Here is a 22540-nt window from a genome sequence, read left to right as displayed (position 1 = left end):
CGGATGCCTCGTTTTAGCCCCGTCTCAGGCATTCGTCCAGTGCTCTACACATGCCGTTGCAGGTTATGTCTTAAAGGCTGTAAAACCGCTTCTGCTTATTCCGGTGCGCTTCAGCAATTTTCAGCCGCAGGCCTATACTGGCGACTACAAGAAGTGATTCGGGAGCCCTACGATGTTCGCTCTCATGCAAAGCACTCGCCTTGAATCGCTGCACCTGAGCGTTGACCCGGTGACCGGGTTGAAGGCGGTGATCGCCATTCATTGCAGCCGTTTGGGTCCCGCCCTTGGTGGCTGCCGTTACCTTGCCTATCCCGACGATGAAAGCGCCGTGGTGGATGCTGCGCGCCTGGCGCAAGGCATGAGTTACAAGGCCGCGCTGGCCGGGCTGGCGCAGGGTGGCGGGGTGGCGGTGATCATTCGCCCACCTCACGTCGAAAGCCGCAGTGCCTTGTTCGAGGCCTTCGGCCGCGTTGTCGAACAGCTCGATGGTCGCTACATCACGGCCATCGACAGCGGTACTTCGGTCGCCGACATGGATTGCATTGCCCAGACAACCCAGCATGTCACCAGCACCACCGCCGCCGGCGATCCGGCGCCGCATGCCGCCATGGGGGTGTTCGCCGGTATTCGCGCCACGGCCATGGCCCGCTTGGGCAGTGACAACCTCGAAGGCCTGCGGGTGGCGGTCCAGGGGTTGGGCAATGTCGGTTTTGCCCTCGCCGAGCAACTGCATGCCGCCGGGGCTGAATTGCTGGTCAGCGACATCGACGCCGGCAAGGTACAACTGGCCATCGAGCAGTTGGGCGCCCGTCCGATTGCCAACGAATCGCTGCTCAGCACCCCGTGCGACATTCTCGCGCCTTGTGGGCTGGGCGGCGTGCTCAACAGCCACAGCGTTGCGCAATTGCGCTGCGCCGCAGTGGCCGGTTCGGCCAACAATCAGCTGACCAACCTGCTGGTGGCCGACCAGTTGGAAAACCGCGGCATTCTGTATGCGCCGGACTACGTGATCAATTCCGGCGGGTTGATTTATGTATCGCTCAAACACCGTGGCGAGGCGTTGTCGAACATCACCGCGCACCTCTCGAAAATCAGCTCGCGGCTGACTGAAGTCTTCGCCCATGCCCAGGCTGAAAAACGCTCGCCGGCCCGGGTGGCGGATGAGCTGGCAGAGAAAGTGCTGTACCGATGACGGAGTGAGGGCCTTACCCGGTCGACTTGCTCCCTGAGCCTGGCGCCACAAGCGTCAGGCCCGACAACGGCACGCTGACCCGGCGTGCAAGGAGCCGTTTCATGCCTCGTAACAAGGTCGACCTTCCCTACACCCGCTATTTATCCCCCGACGGCCAGGCATTGAGCGAACTTCCCGCCTGGGCCGACGACTTCAATCTGCTGACCCGCCTCTACCGGCAAATGGTCCTGACCCGTCTCTTCGATCAAAAAGCCGTCGCCCTGCAACGCACCGGGCGCATCGGCACTTACGCGCCGACCCTCGGCCAGGAAGCGATCGGCGTGGCAGTCGGCAGCCTGATGCATCCTGAGGACGTGCTGATCCCGTATTACCGCGACACTGGCGTGCAATTGATGCGCGGGGTGCGCATGGAAGAGATTTTGCTGTACTGGGGCGGCGATGAGCGCGGCAGCGACTTTGCCGAGCCCGCGGCGGTCGAGGACTTCCCGATCTGCGTGCCGATCGCCACCCAGGCGCTGCACGCTTGCGGAGTCGCCAGTGCATTCAAGATTCGTGGCGAGCACCGGGTAGCCGTGACCACCTGCGGCGATGGCGCCACCAGCAAGGGCGACTTTCTTGAGGCCTTGAACGTCGCGGGGGCCTGGCAGTTGCCGGTGGTGTTCGTGATCAACAACAACCAGTGGGCGATCTCGGTGCCTCGGCGGATTCAATGTGCAGCGCCGACCCTGGCGCAGAAGGCGATCGGCGCCGGTTTCCACGGCGAGCAAGTCGATGGCAACGACATACTCGCGGTCTACGACCGGGTGCAAATCGCCCTCGAACGCGCGCGTCACGGTAAAGGTCCGGTGTTGCTGGAATGTGTGAGTTACCGCCTCGGCGATCACACCACCGCAGACGATGCGACGCGTTATCGCCCGGCCGAAGAGGTCAAACAGGCCTGGTTTGAAGAACCGGTCAAGCGCTTGCAACGTTATCTGGCCGGGCAGGGCGTGTGGGACGAAGGGCGTGAACAGGCGTTGATTGCCGAGTGCCAGGCGCTGGTGCAGGGCGCTGTGGATAACTTCGATGCGGCCGGCCAGCAGTCAGCTGAATCGGTGATCGATCACGTTTATGCCCAGTGGCCGGCGGCGCTGGCCGAGCAGCGCGAGTGGTTGCTCGAGCGCGCGGCGCGCCGTGCAGGAGGGGCCGCTCATGAGTAACGGCAAAGTCACGCTGCTGGAGGCGGTCAACCTGGCATTGCATCGGGCTATGCGCGAGGACGAAAACGTGATCGTGCTCGGTGAGGACGTCGGCGTGAACGGCGGTGTGTTTCGCGCCACGCTAGGGTTGCGCGACAGCTTTGGCTTCAAGCGGGTGATCGATACGCCGCTGGCCGAAACCATGCTCGGCGGGCTGGTGATCGGCATGGCTGCCCAGGGACTGAAACCGGTGCTGGAAATCCAGTTCATGGGCTTCATCTACGCGGCCATGGAGCACCTGGTGTCGCATGCCAGCCGCATGCGCAATCGCACGCGCGGGCGGATCACTTGCCCGATGGTGCTGCGTACGCCGATGGGCGCGGGCATTCGTGCGCCGGAACATCACAGTGAAAGCACCGAGGCGCTGTTTGCGCATATCCCAGGGTTACGCGTGGTGATTCCTTCGTCACCGGCACGGGCTTATGGCCTGCTGCTGGCGGCTATCGACGACCCGGACCCGGTGGTCTTTCTCGAACCGACGCGGCTCTACCGAATGAACCCGCAACCGTTGATCGACGATGGCAAACGCTTGCCGCTCGATACCTGTTTCACCTTGCGTGAAGGCAGCGATATCACCCTGATCAGTTGGGGTGCCAGCGTCATGGAAACCTTGCAGGCGGCCGATGCGCTGGCGGAACAAGGGATTTCGGTCGAGGTGATCGATGTCGCGAGCATCAAGCCGCTGGACCTCGACACGCTGGAGGCCTCGGTGCGCAAGACCGGCCGTTGCGTGATCGTCCATGAAGCGCCACGTACCTGTGGCGTCGGCGCGGAAATCGCCGCCAGCCTCTATGAACGTGCGTTGCTGGATTTGCAGGCGCCGATCCTGCGGGTCACCGCGCCGGACATTCCGCCACCGCTGTATCGGCAAGAGTTGCTGTACATGCCCAACGTCGAAGACATCCTTCACGCCTGTGACAGCGTGCTGCACCACTTTTAAAGAGGCGTCTGAGGCCCGGGAGGCTGCAATGAAATATTTCAAACTGCCTGACTTGGGCGAAGGGCTGCAAGAAGCGGAAATCGTCGAATGGCACGTCAAGGTCGGCGATACGGTGAAGGCCGATCAACTGTTGGTTTCGGTGGAGACTGCCAAGGCCCTGGTGGATATTCCCGCACCTTACGACGGTGTGGTGGCGAAAACCTTCGGCGGTGAAGGTGACATCCTGCACGTCGGCGAGCCCTTGCTGGGGTATGAAGGCGAGGCGGATGCCGGCACGGTGGTGGGCCGGCTTGAAGGCGGTGGCGGCCATCAGGACGATCAGTTTTTCGTTGGCGCCGCGCCCTCGACCCGTGAACACATGAGTCCTCGCGCAACCCCGGCGGTACGGCAATTGGCCCGGCAACTGGGCGTCGAGTTGACTGGGCTGAGCGGGTCCGGCCCCGATGGGCTGATCACCCGCAGCGATGTGGAAAGTGCCTCGCAAACCGAGCGCGACAAATTTGGCGGGGAGAAGCTGCGCGGGGTGCGCCGCAGCATGGCGCAAAACATGGCCAGGTCCCACGCGGAGGTGGTGCCGGTGACCATCTACGCCGATGCCGACCTGCATCGCTGGGGCCGTGCGCGTGATCCGTTGATCCGTTTGGCCAAAGCCATGGCGGCAGCCTGCGCCGTGGAGCCGATGCTCAACAGTGGCTTTGATGGCAAGTCCTTGTCGATAAAGCACCACGACACCCTGAATCTGGGCATTGCCGTCGACACCCCTGATGGTTTGTTCGTGCCGGTGTTGCGCGATGTGGGTAATCGCTCGTCAGATGATTTGAAAGAAGGCATCACCCGCTTGCGCGCCGACGTGCAGGCGCGTTCGATCCCCGCCAGGGAAATGATGGGCGCGACCCTGACCTTGTCGAACTTCGGCACCATGTTCGGGCGCTATGCCAACCCGGTGGTGGTGCCGCCGCAAGTAGCGATCCTCGCGGCCGGTGCCATTCGCGACGAGCCGGTGGCGATGGCGGGCAAGGTTGTGGTGCACCCGATATTGCCGCTGTCGCTGACCTTCGATCACCGGGTGGTGACGGGGGGAGAAGCGGCGCGGTTCTTCAAGGTGTTGGTCGAGGCACTGGAACAACCGGACAGTTGAAACGCGGGCATGAAAAAGGCCCTGAGTCAGTGACTCAGGGCCTATTCAATTCGGGCGTTGCTTACTTCGCGGGCTTAGCCGATTTCGCGGGTTTGGCAGGCTCCGCTGGCTCGGCTGGTTCCGTTGGCTCAACGGGTTCAACGGCTGCGACAGGCACGTTGAGCAATTCGGACAGGGCGTCCGGCTGGCTCTTGAACGCCTTGGCGAACACATCGCGGTTTTTCGCCATGTAGATCCCGGCTTCTTCCACCTGTTGCTCGGTCAGCGACGGAACCGCTTTTTGCAACACTTCAGCCAGCAATTCGGCCAGTTCGAGCATTTTGTCATGACGGTCAGCTTCGGCTTTATCCATGAACAAGCGCTCCAGATCTCGGCTGCTGCGGTATACCACTTCGACGGCCATTCACCACCTCACATGCCTTCACGATAGTTGTCTTTTGCGACTACTGTATTTATATACAGCCAAAAGGATAAGCGAATCCCTGCGCTTTGGGTAGTGGCTTTTTAATGTAGACCGGATTCAGGATTTGTCAGGCGGAGCGAGTGGCCCAATTGCTTGTTCCAGCTGCCGTACCCGCGAGGCTACGTCTAGCTCTCGTAGCAGCTGTCGAGCCCGCGAGGCTGCGTCCGGCCGCAAAGCGGTCGTAAAATCAGGCAATGCGTTCTTTCAGGCGAACCGCGTACGCAGGATTTGCGAGGACTGCGCCCGATCGCGGTCCGCCTCTGACGCAGCCTCGCAGCCTCGCAGCCTCGCAGGCTCGACAGCTGCTACGGCAATAACGGGAGTTACGGCAATAACGAGAGTTAGGCGCAGGCCGTGGTTACTGTGCCGCGATGCTGTAGCCGTCGAACGCCGTCTGCTGTTGCAGGGCGGTGACGATGGCTTTGCGGGTGGCCGGTTGTTCGGTACCGGCATTGTCGATGAAGGTCTCGCTGGCAAGCTCTGCCTCGTCGCCTTCACCCACAAAGGTGAAACCGAGGAATTCGAAGGCTTCACGGTCGACGTACGGTTTGGAGCGCGGATTGCGCAGCGGCAGGCTGACGCTGACACCGTCCTTGCTGATGCTGAACACTTCGATTTCTTTCTTGGCGCGGGCTGCTTTGCTCTTGCCGGCGCTTGGGTTGCTGATGGCCTGATGGGTCTGGTTCAGCACTTTCAGCGCCAGGCCGTAGACCAGCTCCTGAAAGTCTGGGTCATCCTTGAAGCTCGACAGAATCCGGCTGATCGGGAACTTGCTGCTCAGGTCTTCCAGGGCTGCGATATCGGCGGCCTCGGCGTCCTTGAGTTGTTTGAGTTCGCCCATCAGTTCGTAGGCTTTGTCGTCGTCGAAGCGGTCGTGAGCCTGGCGGATGGCCGCGCGAAGCTCGCGAATCTGGTCGCTTTCTTTCGAGGTGTGGAAGGCGTCCAGGACCATCTCGCTGATGGTTTTGGCCTGCGGCACGTGTTGTGAAAGATTGATGGAGTTTTCGTATTCCGCTTTGGACGACAAGGTGATTACGGATTCAGCGGTGTTGGAATCTGGCATTGAAAATTCACTACTTCTTTAAACAGAATTTGAGACGAGAACGGCATCGGCGTTTTCGGGTCGCTTAATCTATTGGACCGCTGCGATGTTGTCACGGACCAACGGACGATCAGGGCAACACAGCGACCGATGTGACCGCAACAGCGGCCAATCGTTGCGCAAAAAAAGCCCCGAGTTCGATTCGAAGGCGGGGCTAAAAGCAGTCCGGCGGGCAAGCCGCCGGCGTCTTTGCTTAAATGAGTATCAGGGAGGCCAGCGGATTATCGCTGGGGCGAATTCAAATTCATCGAGCGAACCGCCAACGCGCTCGCCGTTTCCTCATCCACCGGAAGCGAAAAACGGAAGGTCGCGCCCTGGCCCGGTATATCGAGCAAGTGAATCTCGCGGCCATGCAGTTGCAGAATCCGGTGCACGATGCGAAGTCCCAAACCGCCGTCACGGCGTGCACCGCCAATGTTGAAGGGCCGCAGGAACAAGCCTTCGCGCAGTTCCGCGGCGATGCCTGGGCCGCTGTCGCTGACGGTGATCTCGACGAACTTGCCTTGTGGGACAAGGCTGATGTCGATTTCCCCGCCATCGGGTGTGTGGCGCAAGGCGTTGTCGAACAGGTTGGTCAGCACGCGCTCGATCAACCCAAGGTCGGCGCAGACCGCCGAGACATTCGGTGCGAAGCTTGCCTTGAGCTGCACGTGTCGGGCTTCGGCGGTCAGCTCGAATTTTTGAAAGATGTCCTGCACCAGATCGGTCAGGGAAAAACGCTCCAGCACCGGTTGGACGAAGCCGTGTTCCAGGCGCACCAGTTCCAGCAATGACTGCGCCAGGCCGCCGACCTTGCGGCTCTGGTCGAGGGCGATGCCCAGATAGCGGCGGCGCTCGGCCGGGGTCAGGCTGGCGTCTTTCAACGACAGGGTTTCGAGGTAGCCATGCAGCGACGCCAACGGTGTGCGCAGGTCGTGGGAGATATTGGCGACCAGCTCGCGGCGCTCCTGATCCTGGCGGGTCAGGGAACGCCATTGTTCGCCCAGGCGTTTTTGCATCTGCCGGAAGGCGGCATCGAGCACGGCGATTTCGTCCTGAGTGGCGAGGTTCTCCGCTGGACCTGAGGGCGCCGGCGAGGGCGGGGCGACCGGTACGCCGTCAATGTCGAAATGCGCGACCGTGTCGGTCAAGCGGCGTAGCGGCCGGGTGATCAGGGTAAACGCCGTGAGACCGGCGATCAGGCACAGCAACGCGACCATCCCGATCGACCACAGCGCGGTGTTCAGCGCGGCGCTGGTGGCGCCGCGTTCGGCGTAGCGGTCATGTTCTTCGCTGAGCAGCACCACGTAGAGATAGCCGACCTGCTGACCGTTGACCTTGAGCGGTGCGGCGCTGAACACCTTGCGCCCGTCGATGCTGCGCGGGTCGTCGCCGAGAATCGGCAGGGCTTCACCGTTGAGCAGGCGCCGCACGGGCGCCAGATCAACCTGCTCGCGACGCAGGTGGCCTTCGGGCGCCGCATTGCCGACCACCCGGCCGCTGCTGTCGAGCAGGTACACCTCGACGCTCGGGTTCACCAGCATCAACTGGCTGAACAACTCGCGCAGTGCATCGGGTTTCAGGCCATTGGCGTCCATCAACTGGGTGTCGTGGGCGATGTGCTGCGCCAGGTCCCGGGACAAGCCTTGCACCACTTCCAGCTCATGCATGTGGTTGGAGCGCACTTGCATCCACACCGACGTGCCGCTGCACACCAACAGCAGCAGGGCGAACACCGCCGACAGGCGCTGGGTGAGTGTCAGTCTCATGGCTGCTCCTGCGCCGGGGCGAATTTATAGCCACGGCCCCACACCGTGAGAATCCGCACCGGTTGCCCCGGGTCGGTTTCGATCTTGGAGCGCAGACGATTGATGTGAGTGTTGACGGTGTGCTCGTAGCCTTCGTGGCTGTAACCCCAGACGGCGTTCAGCAGGTCCATGCGCGAGAAGACCTTGCCCGGTTGCCGGGCGAAAAAGTACAGCAGGTCGAATTCGCGTGGGGTGAGGTCCAGGCGCTTGCCGTCGAGCGACACATCGCGGGTGATCGGGTCGATGAACAGCCCGTCGCTGGTCAAGCTGCCAGCGTCCATTTTCAGGTTGCGGGCCATGGCGTCGACCCGTCGCAGCAGGGCCTTGACCCGCGCCACCAGCTCAAGCATCGAAAACGGTTTGGCCAGGTAATCGTCGGCGCCCAGCTCCAGGCCAAGAATGCGGTGCATCTCGCTCGACCGGGCGCTGGTGATGATGATCGGGGTGTAACGGGCCATGGCGCGGGCGCGGCGGCAGATTTCCAGGCCGTCGACGCCCGGCAGCATCAGGTCGAGGATCAGCGCATCCCAACTGCCTTGTTCGAGCAGGTGCAAGCCTTCGTTGCCATCGGCGCTGTGCACGACCTCGAAGTGTTCGTCGCGCAGGTGCAGGCAGATCAGGTCGGCGATGTGTTTGTCGTCCTCGACCACCAGGACGCGTTTGGGTTGATCCATTTGGACTTAATCCTGTTGCGCAGTGCACGTATTGTGCGGGGTTTTCCCTCGGCGAGTTATCACGAATTGTTTAACTCCACGTGAGGATTTGGCGATCACCTCAAGCCTAGGCTGTGTTCCATGTCATCCACGGCGGATTTAGGGAGCGGGCCATGTTTTCACGGCGACAGATTCTTCTAACGGGCGGCGGGCTGGGCCTTGCGGCGCTGGTTGCCGGTGTATTGCCAAAAATGACCGGAGGCTCGCTGCTGATCAGCGAGGCGAGCGCCGCCGAGACCTTCGAGGTCAGCCATAGCGATGCCGAGTGGCACAAGCTGCTCAGCGCCGAGCAGTACGAAATCCTGCGCGAAGAGGGCACCGAACGGGCCTATTCCAGCGCACTGAACAACGAACACCGCGACGGTACTTTCGCCTGCGCAGGGTGCGATCTGGCGCTGTTTTCATCGAAAACCAAATTCGACAGCCATACCGGTTGGCCGAGTTTCTGGGCGCCCCTGGAGCATGCCGTCGCGACCCGCGAAGACCGCTCGTTCGGCGTGCTGCGCGAAGAAGTTCACTGTCGACGCTGCGGCGGCCATCTGGGCCATGTGTTCAACGACGGGCCAAAACCGACCGGTCTGCGCTACTGCATGAACGGTCTGGCGATGACCTTCAAGCCGCAAACGGCCTGACCCATGGGCAGGCTTTTTCCCTCACTTCATACAGGTCCTTGTTATGTGGCTTCTGGTCCTCGCTTATCTCGGTGGTGTGCTGACGATTCTCAGCCCGTGCATTCTGCCGGTACTGCCGTTTGTCTTCGCTCGCACCGGGCAGCCGTTTATCAAGAGTGGCTTGCCGCTGTTGGCGGGGATGGCGCTGACCTTCGCGCTCGTCGCCTCGTTGGCGGCGGTGGGCGGCGGTTGGGTGGTGCAACTCAATCAGTACGGTCGCTGGCTCGCGTTGCTGTTCGTAGCACTGTTCGGGCTGACGCTGCTGCTGCCAAAACTCGCCGAACGGCTGACGCGTCCACTGGTGGCCGCCGGCAGTCGACTGTCGGAAGCGGCGGGCGCCGATGCCCGGCCGCGTCCCGCTGCTTCGTTGCTGATCGGCGTCGCCACGGGCCTGCTTTGGGCACCGTGCGCCGGGCCGATTCTCGGGCTGGTGCTGACCGGCGCGGCGCTGCAAGGGGCAAGCATCGGCACCACCTTGCTGTTGCTGGCCTACGCGTTGGGCGCCGCCACTTCCCTCGCGGTCGCCTTGTTGCTGGGCGGTAAAGTCTTCGCGGCGATGAAGCGTTCGATCGGTGCCGGTGAGTGGCTGCGCCGTGGTCTTGGTGCGGCGATGCTGGCCGGTGTGGCCGCTATTGCCCTGGGCCTGGACACCGGGATTCTGGCGCGGGTGTCGACCGCGTCTACCAGTGGGCTTGAACAGGCGCTGGTCGGTCGACTGGCAGGTAAATCACCGGCCAACAGCGGGGCGATGATGGCGCAGATTCCGCCGTCCGCCGACGATCAATCAGGCTCAGCCATGATGGCTGCCGGTGGTGCGATGAAAGTGGCCGCCAACGCTCCCGCGTCGCTGCCCGTCGAAGGTAACCTGCCGCCGCTGGACGGTGCGGTGCAGTGGCTGAATTCAGCGCCGCTCAGCGCTCAAACGTTGAAGGGTAAAGTGGTGCTGGTGGATTTCTGGACTTACTCCTGCATCAACTGCCTGCGCACCTTGCCGTACGTCAAAGCCTGGGCCGAGAAGTATCGTGATCAGGGCCTGGTGGTGATCGGCGTGCATGCGCCGGAGTTTGCCTTCGAACGGGATGTGGGCAACGTGACCAAGGCCATGAAGAATCTGGGTATCACCTACCCGGTGGCCATCGATAACGACTACCGGATCTGGCGCGCTTTCAACAACGAATACTGGCCGGCGCATTATTTTGCCGACGCTCAGGGTCGCATTCGCTACCACCATTTTGGTGAGGGCAACTACGCCGAATCGGAACGGGTGATCCAGCAGTTGTTGCGTGAAGCCGGCGCGGCGAAAGTTGCCGATGGCCTGATCGATGCCAGCGCCCAAGGCGTGCAACGGGCACCGGACATGAACGAAGTGCGCTCGCCGGAAACCTACGTCGGCTACCAGCGTTTGGAACATTTCGTACCTGAGGCGAGCCTCGCGCCTGACAAGGTTGCTGCCTACAGCGCACCCGCGACGCTGGCGCTGAATGACTGGACGCTGGACGGCCACTGGAGCGTCGGTTCGGAGCGCGCCACCTCGGCGGCCCCGGCCAGCCGCATCGTTTACCGCTTCCATGCCCGCGACCTGCACCTGGTACTGGGCCCCGGCGCTGACGGCAAACCGGTGCGCTTCAAAGTCATGATCGACGGCAAGGCCCCGGGTGATGCCCACGGCACCGACGTCGCCCCGGATGGCAGCGGCAGCGTCACCGAACAACGCCTCTACCAATTGGTGCGCCAACCCGGCGACGTGGCAGATCGGACCTTCAGCATCGAGTTCCTTGACCCGGGCGTGTCGGCGTATGCGTTTACCTTTGGTTGATGAACATTCAGTTGCCCAGAGCGTGCACTGAACACTGTGGCGAGGGGGCTTGCTCCCGCCGGCCGGTCCGCGCTCGGGCGAAGCCGTCGTAAACCTGGGTACGCGGTGTAACTGACAGAATGGAGTTGCGACCTTTTGGGATCGCTACGCGCTCCAGCGGGAGCAAGCTCCCTCGCCACGGGTGTTGTGCTCGCCACATTACTCAGAGTTGTTTATGCAGGAGTCGTCATCATGAAAACCCGATTTACCTGGCGCCAGACCCTGCTCGGGCTGGCCGTCGCTGCAGTTGCAGGTCAATGCATGGCTTTTTCATTTGGCGCTGCCGAGGACGCGGTTGCCATCGCGCCGCCAGCCGTGGATGAAACGCCCAAGACCAACAGCGAGACGGCGGTGTTCGCCGGTGGTTGCTTCTGGGGCGTTCAAGGCGTGTTCCAGCATGTCAAAGGCGTCAAGAATGCGCTCTCCGGTTATGCCGGAGGCGCAGCGAACACCGCGCAATACGAGCGTGTCAGCGAGGGTGATACCGGCCATGCGGAATCGGTCCAGGTCACCTTCGATCCTGCTCAGGTGAGCTACGGCACCTTGCTGCAAATCTACTTCTCGGTCGCTCACAATCCCACCGAGCTCAATCGCCAGGGCCCGGACACCGGAACCCAATATCGCTCGGCGATCTTTGTCGAAAGTGCCGAGCAACAAAAAGTCGCCCAAGCCTACATCGCACAGCTCGATGCCGCACATGCCTTCAACAAACCGATCGTGACCAAACTCGAAACCTACAACGGCTTCTACCCGGCAGAGGCCTACCATCAGAACTTCCTGACGGAGCATCCGACGTATCCCTACATCGTGATCAACGACCTGCCGAAAGTGGCACAACTCAAACAGCTGTACCCGGAGCGGTATCAGGAGAAACCGGTGTTGGTGAAGACCGGCATGTAGTGCTGGATCAACCGGAAATCATGTTCTTGCCGATGATCTTCGAGCGATACAACGCCTGATCCGCCCGAGCCAGCAGGCCGGTTTGTTGCTCGTCTTCAAAGCGTTGCGCCACGCCGAAGCTCATCGTGACCTGGAAGTCGCCCACCGGTGGCAGGCTCGACAGCTCAAGGCGGATGTTTTCGGCGAGGGTGCGTGCGGTGGCCGCGGTGCTGTTGGGCAGAATCACGATGAACTCGTCACCGCCCCAACGGGCCAGCAAGTCACCTTCGCGCACGCAGCGTTTGACGCTTTCGACCACGTGCACCAACGCCGCGTCGCCCAAGGCATGGCCGTAATGGTCGTTGATGTTTTTGAAGTCATCGATGTCCATGGCGATCAGCGACAGCGGCTGACGAAAACGCTGGGAGCGCTCGCACTCCAGTGGTAGGGCTTTTTCCAGGAGATAGCGGTTGGCGATCCCGGTCAGGGTGTCGCTTTCTGCCAGTTTACGGTTCTCGTCCAGCTGCGCCTGTAACTGCTGATTGAGCAGAGACAACTCGCGGGTCCGTTCCTCGACCATCGCTTCGAGGGAATGATTGCGCCGTTCGAGTTGCTCGAGCAGACGCTTCTTGTCTTCAATGCAGCGGCTCGCCCCGATCATCCGCGCCACTGAGCCATCGCTGTTACGTGCGATTACATGACCGCGATCTTCGATCCAGATGTAGCGGCCATCCCGCCTGCGGCAACGGTACTCGGTTTGATAGCGGGGCGAGCGCTGATGCAGGTGAGCATCGAATTGCAGCATCACCTGCTGGTAATCGTCGGGATGAATCGCGTTCTCCCAGGCCAGCACGTTGTTCTCAAGTGCATGAGGCGCGTAGCCGAGCATGTCGTACCAACCGCGATTGCGGTAGACAAACCCGGTGTTGGCGTTCCAGTCCCAGATCCCGTCGCTGACCAGTTCCAGAATCGCGTGCAGCATGTCTTCATTCAGATCAGTCAGGCTGACCTTCAACGGCTCGATACTGGACAACTCAACCATCACCGCTCTCCCTGCTGCCCTGATCTTCAAGTGGCCGGCCAGTCGTAAAGACTAACTCATGGCGCGTTGACACTGTAGCGCCGGAAATCAAGGGATAGAAGCCTCTTGCGTAGTAATAATGGCGTGCGCGATCAGTTCTGTTTACCCCATGTCTGCAACGCAAACTCGACAAAACTACGCAGCTTCGGCAAACGGTATCGGTCCTGCGCGTAGATCAGATTCATCGGGCGACGGGGCAGTTGATAGTCCTGCATCAGGGCTACCAGTTTCCCTTCCCGAAGATCTTGATCCACCAGAGCATCCGGCAGCATCACCACACCCATCCCAGTGCGCGCCGCCTGGTGCAGGCCCGATGAACTATTGATCAGCATCGGGCCGCTCACCGCCACGACGATCTCCCCGTCAGGGCCGCTCAGGCGCCACTGTTTTTCCACCGAGCGCCATTCATCGCCCGCCGGGTAGGCAAAGGCCAGGCAGTCGTGATCGGCCAGCTCCTCCGGTTTTTGCGGTGTGCCACGGCGTGCCAGATACGCCGGCGATGCACACATGGTCAGCGTGTAGTCCTCCAGTGGCCGGGCGATCAGGTTGGGCGGTTCGGTGTTACCCAGGCGAATCGCCACGTCAAAACCGTTGTCCAGCAGATCAAGACGTTGATTGGTCAACACCACATCCAGCTTGACCTGTGGGCAGCGCTGCACGAATTCACTCAAGGCCGGCGCCAGGCGTTCCGTGCCAAAGGTCAGCGGGGCGGTAATGCGCAACGTTCCGCTGGGTTCGCCCTGGGTTTGTTCGGCCAGCCGCTCGGAGTCGGCCACCAGCCCCAATACCTCAAGGCAGCGTTGATAGTAGGTCGAGCCAAATTCGGTCAAGCGCTGACGCCGTGTCGTACGGTGCAGCAAACTGACGCCGAGACGTTGCTCCAGCGCTCGCAGGTGATTGCCGACCATGGTGGTCGACATTTCGCACTCCAGGGCGGCGGCAGTCATGCTGCCAGCCTCGACCACCTTCACGTAAACCGACATCGCCAGCAGTAAGTCCATTATCAAGCCCAGCTTTAAAATGATTGAAGTGTTTCGGCGTTTATCCAGCTCAGGTGGCTAACGATACTGCAAAAACACTGACCAATGATGGAGCTTGATGTCATGACCGCCGCCTGCCTGATGACCACGTATCAACCCCTGGCCTTGAGCTTTACCAAAGGGTTGGGCACACGCCTGTGGGATCAGGCCGGTCGTGAATACCTGGATGCGGTGGCGGGCGTGGCCGTGACCAATGTCGGCCACTCGCACCCGAAGGTGGTCAGCGCCATCAGCGAACAGGCCGGCCTGTTGCTGCACACGTCCAACCTGTACAGCATCGACTGGCAGCAACGGTTGGCGCACAAGCTGACGCAGTTGTCGGGGCTCGACCGGGTGTTCTTCAACAACTCCGGCGCCGAGGCCAATGAAACCGCGCTGAAACTGGCCCGGCTGTACGGTTGGCACAAAGGTGTCGAGCAGCCGTTGGTGGTGGTCATGGAGAACGCCTTTCATGGCCGCACGCTGGGCACCTTGTCTGCCAGCGATGGCCCTGCGGTGCGTTTGGGGTTTCAGGGGTTGCCGGGGGATTTCATCAAAGTGCCGTTCGGCGATCTCGCCGCACTGGATAAGGCGCACCAGACTCATGGCCAGCGTATCGTGGCGGTTTTGATGGAGCCGATTCAGGGCGAGAGCGGTGTGCAACTCGCGCCGCCCGGCTACCTGAAAGCCCTGCGCGAATTGTGCAATCGGCGCAACTGGTTGCTGATGCTCGACGAGATCCAGACCGGTATCGGCCGTACCGGGCAATGGTTCGCCTTTCAACACGAAGGTATCGTCCCGGACCTCATGACCCTGGCCAAAGGCCTGGGCAACGGCGTCCCGATCGGCGCTTGCCTGGCTCGCGGCAAAGCCGCCGAACTCTTCACCCCGGGCAGCCACGGCAGCACCTTTGGCGGAAACCCGCTGGCGTGTCGGGTGGGCTGCACCGTGCTGGAAATCATCGAAGAACAAGGTTTGCTGGAAAACGCCAAGCGTCAGGGCGAACGCCTGCTCGCACGTTTGCACGCCGAACTCGATGGCAGCCCGCAGGTACTGGCGATCCGTGGCCAAGGCTTGATGATCGGCATCGACCTGGCCCGGCCTATTCGCGACCTGACCCTGATCGCCGCGCGGGACCATGGGTTGCTGATCAACGTGACACGGGGCAAGACCATCCGCTTGCTGCCACCGCTGACTATCGATGAACGCGAGGTGGAGATGATTGTGCGGGGAGTAGGGCGGGTGGTGAGAGGCACGGATAGCTGATCGATCTCGCTTACCCCGTTCCCGTAGGAGCAAGGCTTGCCCGCGATGGCGGTCTCACGGATGTCATCGCTGGCAAGCCAGGCTCCTACGGTTTTCTGTCCGTCGTAACGTACGAAGGGGACCGATTTACTGCTGCAACTTACGCTTGTTTCTCAGGTGCACGATCACCGCCACAACCACAACGACCAGCACAACACCCAAGGCAATCGGCAACCGGTAAGGTCTGAGATCACCGAACAATCGCTGAAGCGCTTCGCCCGCCCAATAACCACCGCTGACAAACAGTGTGGCCCAGACCATTGCACCGAGCATGTTCCACAGTGAAAAACGCAACGGCGACAGGCCACTGGCACCGATCACCATGGGGCCCACCAACCGCATGCCGTACAGAAAGCGCACCGAAAAAACCGACATCGACGGGTAGCGTGCGATCAATCCGCTGACGCGCTTGATCTGCGCTTGCTGGCGTTTGAGGCGAGGCAAGAGTCGTGAGCCGAAATAACGACCGCTCCAGAACAGCAGTTGATCCCCCAACATCCCACCGGCGCTGGCCCAGGCGATTACCGGCCAAAGCTTCAGCAAATGCTGATGCGCCGCCATGCCGCCCAATATCAGGATGGTTTCGCCTTCCATGACACAGCCAATAAAAACCGCCCAATAGCCGTAGGTCGCGAGGAGGTGATTGAGGTCTATGTGCTCGAACATGGGCGGTTGGCGGCCTTTGGCGTGTTGTGGAGGCTGAGTAATGGTGGACCGTTATCGGCTGGGGTCGTTGCCCGTGCATTCATGATTGAAGCGATTATGTGGCTGCGACATTCGAGAGCGGACGCTCCCCCAGATACTCAACCAACCGTAGCAGATAACCGTCCGGGTCCTGCACCAACAGCTCATGCTGGCCGACTTCCACCGTACCGGATCGATACCACTTCTCGGCAAACGGGCGAAACAATGGCCACTCGGCAGCGGCCAACCGCTGGAGAATCGGCTCGACACTGTCGACCGTCATCTGAAAGTTGATGCCGCGCCCAAATGGCGGTTCCAGTGGAGCGGTCACCCATTGCCCTTCGAGCGGGTCGTACTGCTCCAGCATGACCTGCACCCCGTCGAAATCGAGGTAGGCAAATCCCTCTTCGGGACGGTCGTAGGCGACCCTGAAGCCAACCAATCCGGTCCAGAAATCCAGACTGTTCCTGATATCGCCGACCATCAGTTCGGGGACCATTCTGTTCCTTGAAAACATACCTCTCCTTAGTGAGCGTCCAGCCCGATCAATGTGCGCTCAGGATACCGCCTCAATCGGATTCGGCCTGCTCAATCGCCTTCTTGATATTCGGTACCGCATAGTTGGTAAACCAGTGGTTCATTCCATTGATCGCCTGCTGCGCTGGCGCCGCATCCCGAGCCCCGATCAGTTCGCTGCACGCTTGGGCCATGGCCAGCAGCATCCGCGCCGACTCAGGCACATAGGGCAGGCTGACGCCTTTGTCGTGGCGTTCCTGAATGATCCGGTAGCGAATGTTTTCCGGCAGTGTCCAGGCACTGATCAGAAACTCATGAACGGAGTACGGATGGCCGTTGACCTCCACCATGGCCGTGCGGTGCTCCTCTCGATAACCGGCGTTCTCGATCTGCTCGCAGCTGTCGATGACGGTGTTCATCATCTCGCGGATTTGCTTCCAGTCAGTGTGCATGTGAAGAGTCCTTTTCAAATGGCGATAGCTATAGGCTATAGGTTGCGGTGCCTGTCTTCCAGATCATTGGACAGGTCGAAGATCAACGTGTAATTGATCGCTCCCACGCGGGAGCCTGGGAACGATCAATCGGCAAGACTTCAGAAGCGTCCCCACCCTGCACCAACGTTTGCGCCTCACCATTTTCAATCACCCAGCGCAGCAGGTCGGTCACCGGCACGCGGTGGCTGCGTTCGACCCATTGCAGGCCGTCGGGGCTGTAGTGTTCGGTGTAGCGGGTGAGGATGACCTCGCGCTGGTCGCTCGACAGTTGCAGGCTGACTTCGCGGCAGTGCAGGTTGGCGTTGGCGTGTTTCACCACGCGTTGTTGCAGGATCAGCGGCTGGTTTTCAGAGATCATCGGTCTGGGCTTCCTGGCAGCGGTGTACGCGTGCGCAAACAGTCTTCGGGAAAAGGTGACCGATGCTGACATTCGAGCCTTGCGCAAAGATGTCTGCTTTTTTACCTGGCTGTCGCTTTGTTACCCGATTGAAATATATGACGGAGCGCGCCGAATGGTTTTAGATGTGGGTTCTTTCAGACCTTAAGTGATGCCGCTGGTGAGCAGTCTTTTGATCGTGGACGACGACCTTGAGGTCCTCGCGCTGCTGAAGAAATTTTTTGTGCAACAAGGCTATGCGGTGGAGGTCGCCACCGATGGCGCCTCGATGTGGGCGGCGATTGAGCGCCAGGCGCCGGACCTGATCATTCTCGACCTGATGCTGCCGGGCGAGAACGGGCTGACGCTGTGCCAACGCCTGCGCCAGCAATTCCCGACGCCGGTGATCATGCTGACCGCCATGGGTGAGTTGAGTGATCGGGTGGTCGGGCTGGAGATGGGCGCTGATGATTACCTGAGCAAACCGTTCGACGCCCGGGAGCTGCTGGCCCGCGTGCGTGCCGTGCTGCGTCGGGCCGGCGAAAGCCGCCCGCTGACCGGGGAAGCGCCGCGCCCGCTGATCAAGTTCGCCGACTGGCAACTGGACCTCACTCGTCGGGAACTGCGTTCACCGGATCAGGTGATGATTCCGCTGTCGGCCGGGGAGTTCGACTTGCTGCTGGTGTTTGTCGAGCATCCGCAGCGCATTCTCACTCGGGAACAGTTACTGGACCTGGCGCGGGGCCGCACCCATGAGGCGTTCGATCGCAGCATCGACGTTCAGGTCAGCCGTTTGCGGCGCAAACTGGAGTACGACACCAAGCGCCCGGAGATGATTCGTACCGTGCGCAACGGCGGGTATCTGTTCACCCCCAGCGTGACCCGCCAGTGAAAAAACTCATGGCAGCATTGCGTCTGCGCCCGCGTGACACCGTGGCCCGCTGGATCGCCCTGACCACCCTCATAGCGATGCTTACGTCGCTGGCTTTCAACGCGTTGTTTATCCAGTTGGCCGGCGTCTGGGCGTATCCACCGTTGGCCGAAACCGGCCTCCTGGAAAAGACCGCGTCCATTACCCGGATGATGGAAGCCTCGCAAGCGTCGCAGCGCGAGGGTCTGGCGAAGGCCGCCAGCGAAAACACCTTCAGCGTCAGCTGGCATGCCACCCGTCAAGGCCTCGACTTGCCGGACACGCCCGAAGCGGCTTACCGCGCGGCCTCACCGGAGGCCCAGCGACTGTTCAACACGCCGACCCGCCGGGTCGAAGCCTATCAACCCGGCGACTGGCCACAGAAGAACGGTCACTACGCTTTGCTGGTGCAACTGGCGGATGAGTCCTGGCTGATGTTCAGCGTGTCGTCACGCAGTTGGGGGTTGGCGGAAGGGCCACGAACCCTGATCGTGATTCTGCTGGTGTTGCTGTCGACCGGTATTGTCGCGCTGATCGCCACTCGCCGACTGGCCAAACCCTTGCAGCACTTTGCCCAAGGCGCCCGACGCTTTGGCGTCGACTTTCGTGCACCGCCCATCGACCCGGTCGGCCCGCATGAAATCCGTCAGGCGATCCTCGCGTTCAATGCCATGCAGGCCCAGTTGCAGCACTTCATCAAGGACCGCACGCAGATGCTCGCCGCCATCTCCCACGACCTGCGCACCCCGCTGACCCGAATGCGCCTGCGCGGCGAATTCATCGAAGACCCCGAGCAGCAACAACGGCTGTTTCGCGACGTCGACGAAATGCAGGCCATGATCAATTCCGCCCTGGAATTCTTCCGCGACGACGCCCGCCTGGAACAGGCAACCCAGTTCGACCTGGCCGAGCTGCTGCAAACCCTGATCGACGACTACCGCGACCAGTCCATCGACATCACCTTCAGCGGCCCACCCCGACTGGTCTACTTCGGCCGCCCGCTGGGGCTGAAACGGGTGATCACCAACTTGCTGGACAACGCGATCAAGTACGCCAGTGAACCGGCGATTGAACTGTGCCAGGAGGACGAACAGGTGATCGTTCGGGTACTCGACCGTGGGCCGGGGATCCCGGCTGACAGTTATGAACAGGTGTTTGCGCCGTTCTTTCGGCTGGAAGGGTCGCGGAATAAAAGCACGGGGGGCGTGGGGCTGGGGTTGTCGTCGGCACGGGCGATCGTTCTGGAACACGGCGGCACGCTGACCGTGCGCAACCGCTCAGGTGGAGGGTTGGAGGCGCGGGTGGTGTTGCCGGTGCAGGTGGGTTAGAGAGGATTTATGCGGGGACAGACGTGCTGTTCCTGAAAGGTTTTTTCGTACAGAACCAAGTGAACTTTGGGCAATCCAACAGCAAGTGCCAACCAAGGCGCCGAATCATCTGGCCTAAGGATCAATCGTGAAAGCCCTTATGCAACCCAAGTCAATTTCCTGAATAAGACCTGAGCACACGGCGGCCCCGGTTGGTGAACGGCCGCTATCAAATGAATTGGGGCCGAGGCACATCCGGAAACCTTCCATGCGTTGATAAACGTGAACGGGCGCTCACTGTATGACTCTTCGTAAAATCGTGCCAAACCGGCTATCCGCCAGAGTTCGAAACCTGGCTGCCGCTGTCCTCTGGATTCAGGTCTGTACGGGCTGTGCTGCCCAGGAAGCTCAACATGCCGCGTCTTCCAAAACAGTAGCGCCCAGCCAGCAGGCAGCCTGGCCAAGTGCGGAACTGGTCGATTCGCTACGCGCGTCACCAGGGCGATGGTCCGCACTTCGTGCGACGTGCGATCGGAACCTCGACTACACCCCGCATCCAGTCGCTGATTTCACCCCGCCAGCGCATTATGTCGACCGGGCAGGCGAGCAACGCATCGCCAAGTCACTGGGAGACGACGGTAACGTCGCCTATCAAGAGGCGCTGTGTTTTGCGCTGAGCGGCGATCGGCAATACGCGAAAACCAGTGAGCGCATACTCGATGCGTGGGCGGCAGGTGTGCAACACATCGACCGTGGGCAAGGTACCGCCGATTTCAACTTCATGTTTCCCAAGTATGTGCTGGCCGCGGTGATGCTGCGTGCTGACAGTCAGTGGCATGACGCTGCGTTCAAGAGCTTCCTGCGCGAACGAGTGCTGCCCCTTTCAGTCGCATCGAAAGCAAACAACTTTGGCAACTGGGGGGTATTGCTTGAAGCCAGCAGTGCCGCCTATCTCAATGACCATCACCTCATGGAGAAGGCAAAAAATCGATGGAGCGCCCTGATGCTTAGTCAGGTGTCGTCAGATGGATCAATGGCGGCTGAAATCTGCCGGAGCAACACAACAGATTGGTGTGGCGGACCCGATAAAGGGGTCAACGGCCTTTCGTATACCCACTATACGTTGCTGCCCACCACACTGGCCGCGGAGGTCTTTCGCAATGAGGGCTTCAACGTTTATGCAAGCAGTGCTGGTCAGCGACTTGCCCTGGCCTATGCAAGAGCCGCCGGTTGGACCTTGCATCCGGAAACCTTCCCTTACTACGCCAGTAATGGTGGGCATTTGAACGGTGTGCGCAACGCGGCATATTTCCGGATTTTGCAGCACAGGATTCCGCGTACTGACGGCGGTGTTGCCATTCACCAGGGCAATCTCGGAATGGATGGATACGAAATCGCCCTGTTGTATGGAGAGGTTCTGTAAGTCATTGCCCGCGCTCCCCGGCCACGAAAAAACGGGGCTACGTTTTCTCACCTCTAAAGTCGTGGTCTGTCGCTGTATCCCCCTTGGCGTTTCAAGGGGGAGCGATTTCAGGCCGAGCGAAGTTCCAATGCATAGGCTTTTTCCACGGGTGGAAAGAGCGGCACCGTCAACAGGGCGCAAAAGGCTGCAGCCAGCCACACCACGCCCCATGAGAAATGAGTCATGAGGGCGGACGCCGCGATAGGGGTAGCGAACAGCACGACAAAGACGCAGGTATTGCCCATGGCCAGCGCCGTGCCGGCCCGACTGGCGCCTGCCAGTGTCGCGAGTTCGGTGTAAGCCACGCCGTGCCAGGCAGAAACACTGATCCCGGCGATTACCATCACGCCAATGATCAGGGCGCTGGCCAGTGGTGTTTCGCTCATGCCGTAAAAGCTCGCGGCCGATACCGTGCTGCCCAGAATCAAAAAGGTCAGGGCACTCAACCATGCACAGGTTTTAAGGTAGCTACGGCGGTTTTTATTTTTATCGGTCCAGCGCCCGCTCCAGATTCTGCTGACGATCGCGCCGATCTGTATAACCGCCAACGTCGCGGAAACCAGCGTGATGTTGATGTTGCCAACGTCATGAAAGAACACGGCGGCATAAGTAAGAATGGCAAATTGCGGGGCGCAGAGCAGGCCGATGGCTAAAACGATTCGCCAGACTCTGGAATCTTTCAACGGGCTGGCTGTGGGCTCCTGACTCTGTTTTTTTGCCGCGTCGCTGGAGAAGTCCGGCTCATACAACCAGAACCCGGCAAACAGGCAGGCAATAAGACAGAAGATGGCAGAAGCACTGAATACTTCGACAAATCCATAGGTATGGGCAAGGTAGGGCAGCACGACCGCCCCCAAGGCATAACCGCCCGGGACCGCCGTTTGCCGAATGCTCATGGCCAACCCTCGTTCGCCCTCTTTGAACCAGGCCATGATGGCTCGACCACTGGCGCCGTTGACGCTGCTCCCCAGCAGGCCCACCACGAACAGCCCGATGGCCAGCAACACTATCGTGGGTGCATACAAGGCCAGCATGGCCAGCCCAATCAGTGCGATCCCGGAAGTGAGAAGCCCCGTCAGCAGCACAGGGCGATCACCCCAGCGATCAGTCAATAATCCCCACGGGATCTCGCTGACGGCAATACCGAGTCCCAAAATCCCCAAGACCAGCCCCAACTCGGCGTTATCGAGCTGATACGTTGCTCGCATATAAACCGCTGTCGCGGGTAGTCCACCCACGACACTGGAAAAGCTTGCGTTGGCAGCAACACCGACACCCAGCACTTTCCAGCGGTGACCGTTATTCACAGGCATAAAAATCCCACTCGTTGAATAGTTGTGGGCCAAAAGACTCTCATGAGGGTATCGTCTCGAATATCAAATTATTTTTCGTATTCGTCCCGAAAAAC

General features: G+C 60.7%; 21 protein-coding genes and 1 pseudogene. 11 read left to right on the top strand and 11 right to left on the bottom strand.

What is annotated here, in order from left to right; genetic code table 11:
* The first annotated feature begins 172 nt into the window (after nucleotides 1-172).
* The 4 genes from AC3WK5_RS08450 (at nucleotide 173) to AC3WK5_RS08435 (ending at nucleotide 4508) form a co-directional block, all read left to right on the top strand.
* Nucleotides 173-1192: a Leu/Phe/Val dehydrogenase gene (locus tag AC3WK5_RS08450; RefSeq protein ID WP_103318143.1), complete on the top strand. Its 1020-nt coding sequence runs from the start codon at nucleotides 173-175 to the stop codon at nucleotides 1190-1192.
* 101 nt (nucleotides 1193-1293) lie between these two features.
* Nucleotides 1294-2391 (top strand): pyruvate dehydrogenase (acetyl-transferring) E1 component subunit alpha, encoded by a 1098-nt coding sequence (gene pdhA / locus AC3WK5_RS08445; RefSeq protein ID WP_103318141.1) that lies wholly within the window; start codon nucleotides 1294-1296, stop codon nucleotides 2389-2391.
* Nucleotides 2384-3370, top strand: coding sequence for an alpha-ketoacid dehydrogenase subunit beta (locus tag AC3WK5_RS08440; RefSeq protein WP_103318140.1), 987 nt, complete (start codon nucleotides 2384-2386; stop codon nucleotides 3368-3370). Before pdhA ends, AC3WK5_RS08440 begins: the two co-directional genes overlap by 8 nt.
* Nucleotides 3371-3398: 28 nt before the next feature.
* Entirely contained in the window at nucleotides 3399-4508 is a 1110-nt protein-coding gene (locus tag AC3WK5_RS08435) for a dihydrolipoamide acetyltransferase family protein (RefSeq protein ID WP_103318137.1), read from the top strand.
* Nucleotides 4509-4671: 163 nt separating this feature from the next.
* Here AC3WK5_RS08435 and AC3WK5_RS08430 read toward each other — a convergent pair.
* The 4 genes and pseudogenes from AC3WK5_RS08430 to AC3WK5_RS08415 all read right to left on the bottom strand — a co-directional run.
* A pseudogene (locus AC3WK5_RS08430) lies at nucleotides 4672-4911 on the bottom strand (YebG family protein); the annotation flags it as partial.
* Nucleotides 4912-5329: 418 nt separating this feature from the next.
* Nucleotides 5330-6034, bottom strand: coding sequence for a hypothetical protein (locus tag AC3WK5_RS08425; RefSeq protein WP_054595759.1), 705 nt, complete (start codon nucleotides 6032-6034; stop codon nucleotides 5330-5332).
* A gap of 260 nt (nucleotides 6035-6294) precedes the next feature.
* Nucleotides 6295-7821 carry a sensor histidine kinase gene (locus AC3WK5_RS08420; RefSeq protein WP_103318133.1) on the bottom strand — a complete coding sequence of 509 codons (1527 nt, stop codon included), beginning with the start codon at nucleotides 7819-7821 and terminating at the stop codon, nucleotides 6295-6297.
* Nucleotides 7818-8534 carry a response regulator transcription factor gene (locus tag AC3WK5_RS08415; RefSeq protein WP_103318131.1) on the bottom strand — a complete coding sequence of 239 codons (717 nt, stop codon included), beginning with the start codon at nucleotides 8532-8534 and terminating at the stop codon, nucleotides 7818-7820. Before AC3WK5_RS08415 ends, AC3WK5_RS08420 begins: the two co-directional genes overlap by 4 nt.
* 152 nt (nucleotides 8535-8686) lie before the next feature.
* Here AC3WK5_RS08415 and msrB point away from each other — a divergent pair, with 152 nt between their 5' ends.
* From msrB to msrA, 3 genes are all read left to right on the top strand, one after another.
* Nucleotides 8687-9205 (top strand): peptide-methionine (R)-S-oxide reductase MsrB, encoded by a 519-nt coding sequence (gene msrB / locus AC3WK5_RS08410; RefSeq protein WP_103318129.1) that lies wholly within the window; start codon nucleotides 8687-8689, stop codon nucleotides 9203-9205.
* A gap of 43 nt (nucleotides 9206-9248) precedes the next feature.
* Nucleotides 9249-11060: a cytochrome c biogenesis protein DipZ gene (locus AC3WK5_RS08405; protein ID WP_103318127.1), complete on the top strand. Its 1812-nt coding sequence runs from the start codon at nucleotides 9249-9251 to the stop codon at nucleotides 11058-11060.
* Between the two features lie 231 nt (nucleotides 11061-11291).
* Nucleotides 11292-11999 (top strand): peptide-methionine (S)-S-oxide reductase MsrA, encoded by a 708-nt coding sequence (gene msrA / locus AC3WK5_RS08400; protein WP_103318125.1) that lies wholly within the window; start codon nucleotides 11292-11294, stop codon nucleotides 11997-11999.
* 7 nt (nucleotides 12000-12006) lie between these two features.
* Here the strand turns inward: msrA and AC3WK5_RS08395 are convergent, their stop codons facing one another.
* Nucleotides 12007-13020 (bottom strand): GGDEF domain-containing protein, encoded by a 1014-nt coding sequence (locus AC3WK5_RS08395; protein ID WP_103318123.1) that lies wholly within the window; start codon nucleotides 13018-13020, stop codon nucleotides 12007-12009.
* A 131-nt stretch (nucleotides 13021-13151) separates the two neighbouring features.
* Nucleotides 13152-14060 (bottom strand): LysR family transcriptional regulator, encoded by a 909-nt coding sequence (locus tag AC3WK5_RS08390; protein WP_103318121.1) that lies wholly within the window; start codon nucleotides 14058-14060, stop codon nucleotides 13152-13154.
* A 102-nt stretch (nucleotides 14061-14162) separates the two neighbouring features.
* Here AC3WK5_RS08390 and AC3WK5_RS08385 point away from each other — a divergent pair, with 102 nt between their 5' ends.
* Nucleotides 14163-15344 carry an aspartate aminotransferase family protein gene (locus tag AC3WK5_RS08385; protein ID WP_103318119.1) on the top strand — a complete coding sequence of 394 codons (1182 nt, stop codon included), beginning with the start codon at nucleotides 14163-14165 and terminating at the stop codon, nucleotides 15342-15344.
* A gap of 126 nt (nucleotides 15345-15470) precedes the next feature.
* Here AC3WK5_RS08385 and AC3WK5_RS08380 read toward each other — a convergent pair whose 3' ends face one another.
* The 4 genes from AC3WK5_RS08380 to AC3WK5_RS08365 all read right to left on the bottom strand — a co-directional run bounded on the left by AC3WK5_RS08380 (nucleotide 15471) and on the right by AC3WK5_RS08365 (nucleotide 17435).
* Nucleotides 15471-16049, bottom strand: a complete 579-nt coding sequence (locus AC3WK5_RS08380) for a DedA family protein (protein WP_103318117.1) — start codon at nucleotides 16047-16049, stop codon at nucleotides 15471-15473.
* Nucleotides 16050-16143: 94 nt separating this feature from the next.
* Entirely contained in the window at nucleotides 16144-16584 is a 441-nt protein-coding gene (locus AC3WK5_RS08375) for a bleomycin resistance protein (protein WP_054595770.1), read from the bottom strand.
* A gap of 52 nt (nucleotides 16585-16636) precedes the next feature.
* Nucleotides 16637-17035, bottom strand: coding sequence for an RNA-binding protein (locus AC3WK5_RS08370; RefSeq protein WP_103318115.1), 399 nt, complete (start codon nucleotides 17033-17035; stop codon nucleotides 16637-16639).
* 82 nt (nucleotides 17036-17117) lie between these two features.
* Nucleotides 17118-17435 carry a hypothetical protein gene (locus AC3WK5_RS08365; protein WP_103318113.1) on the bottom strand — a complete coding sequence of 106 codons (318 nt, stop codon included), beginning with the start codon at nucleotides 17433-17435 and terminating at the stop codon, nucleotides 17118-17120.
* Nucleotides 17436-17634: 199 nt separating this feature from the next.
* Between AC3WK5_RS08365 and AC3WK5_RS08360 the strand changes: the two genes are divergently transcribed.
* From AC3WK5_RS08360 to AC3WK5_RS08350, 3 genes are all read left to right on the top strand, one after another.
* A complete protein-coding gene (locus tag AC3WK5_RS08360) occupies nucleotides 17635-18345 on the top strand; it encodes a response regulator (protein ID WP_103318174.1) in 711 nt (236 codons plus the stop codon).
* A gap of 8 nt (nucleotides 18346-18353) precedes the next feature.
* Entirely contained in the window at nucleotides 18354-19691 is a 1338-nt protein-coding gene (locus tag AC3WK5_RS08355) for a sensor histidine kinase (RefSeq protein ID WP_103318111.1), read from the top strand.
* 280 nt (nucleotides 19692-19971) lie between these two features.
* Nucleotides 19972-21093, top strand: coding sequence for an alginate lyase family protein (locus AC3WK5_RS08350; RefSeq protein WP_103318109.1), 1122 nt, complete (start codon nucleotides 19972-19974; stop codon nucleotides 21091-21093).
* Nucleotides 21094-21200: 107 nt separating this feature from the next.
* On the opposite strand, the gene AC3WK5_RS08345 is transcribed toward AC3WK5_RS08350, so the two are convergent.
* Nucleotides 21201-22478: an MFS transporter gene (locus AC3WK5_RS08345; RefSeq protein ID WP_256585260.1), complete on the bottom strand. Its 1278-nt coding sequence runs from the start codon at nucleotides 22476-22478 to the stop codon at nucleotides 21201-21203.
* Nucleotides 22479-22540: the final 62 nt, after the last annotated feature.

This window comes from Pseudomonas sp. FW306-02-D09B (assembly GCF_058782685.1).
The sequence above is the reverse complement of the archived record's forward strand: the minus strand, read 5'-3'. Positions and strand labels throughout refer to the sequence as shown.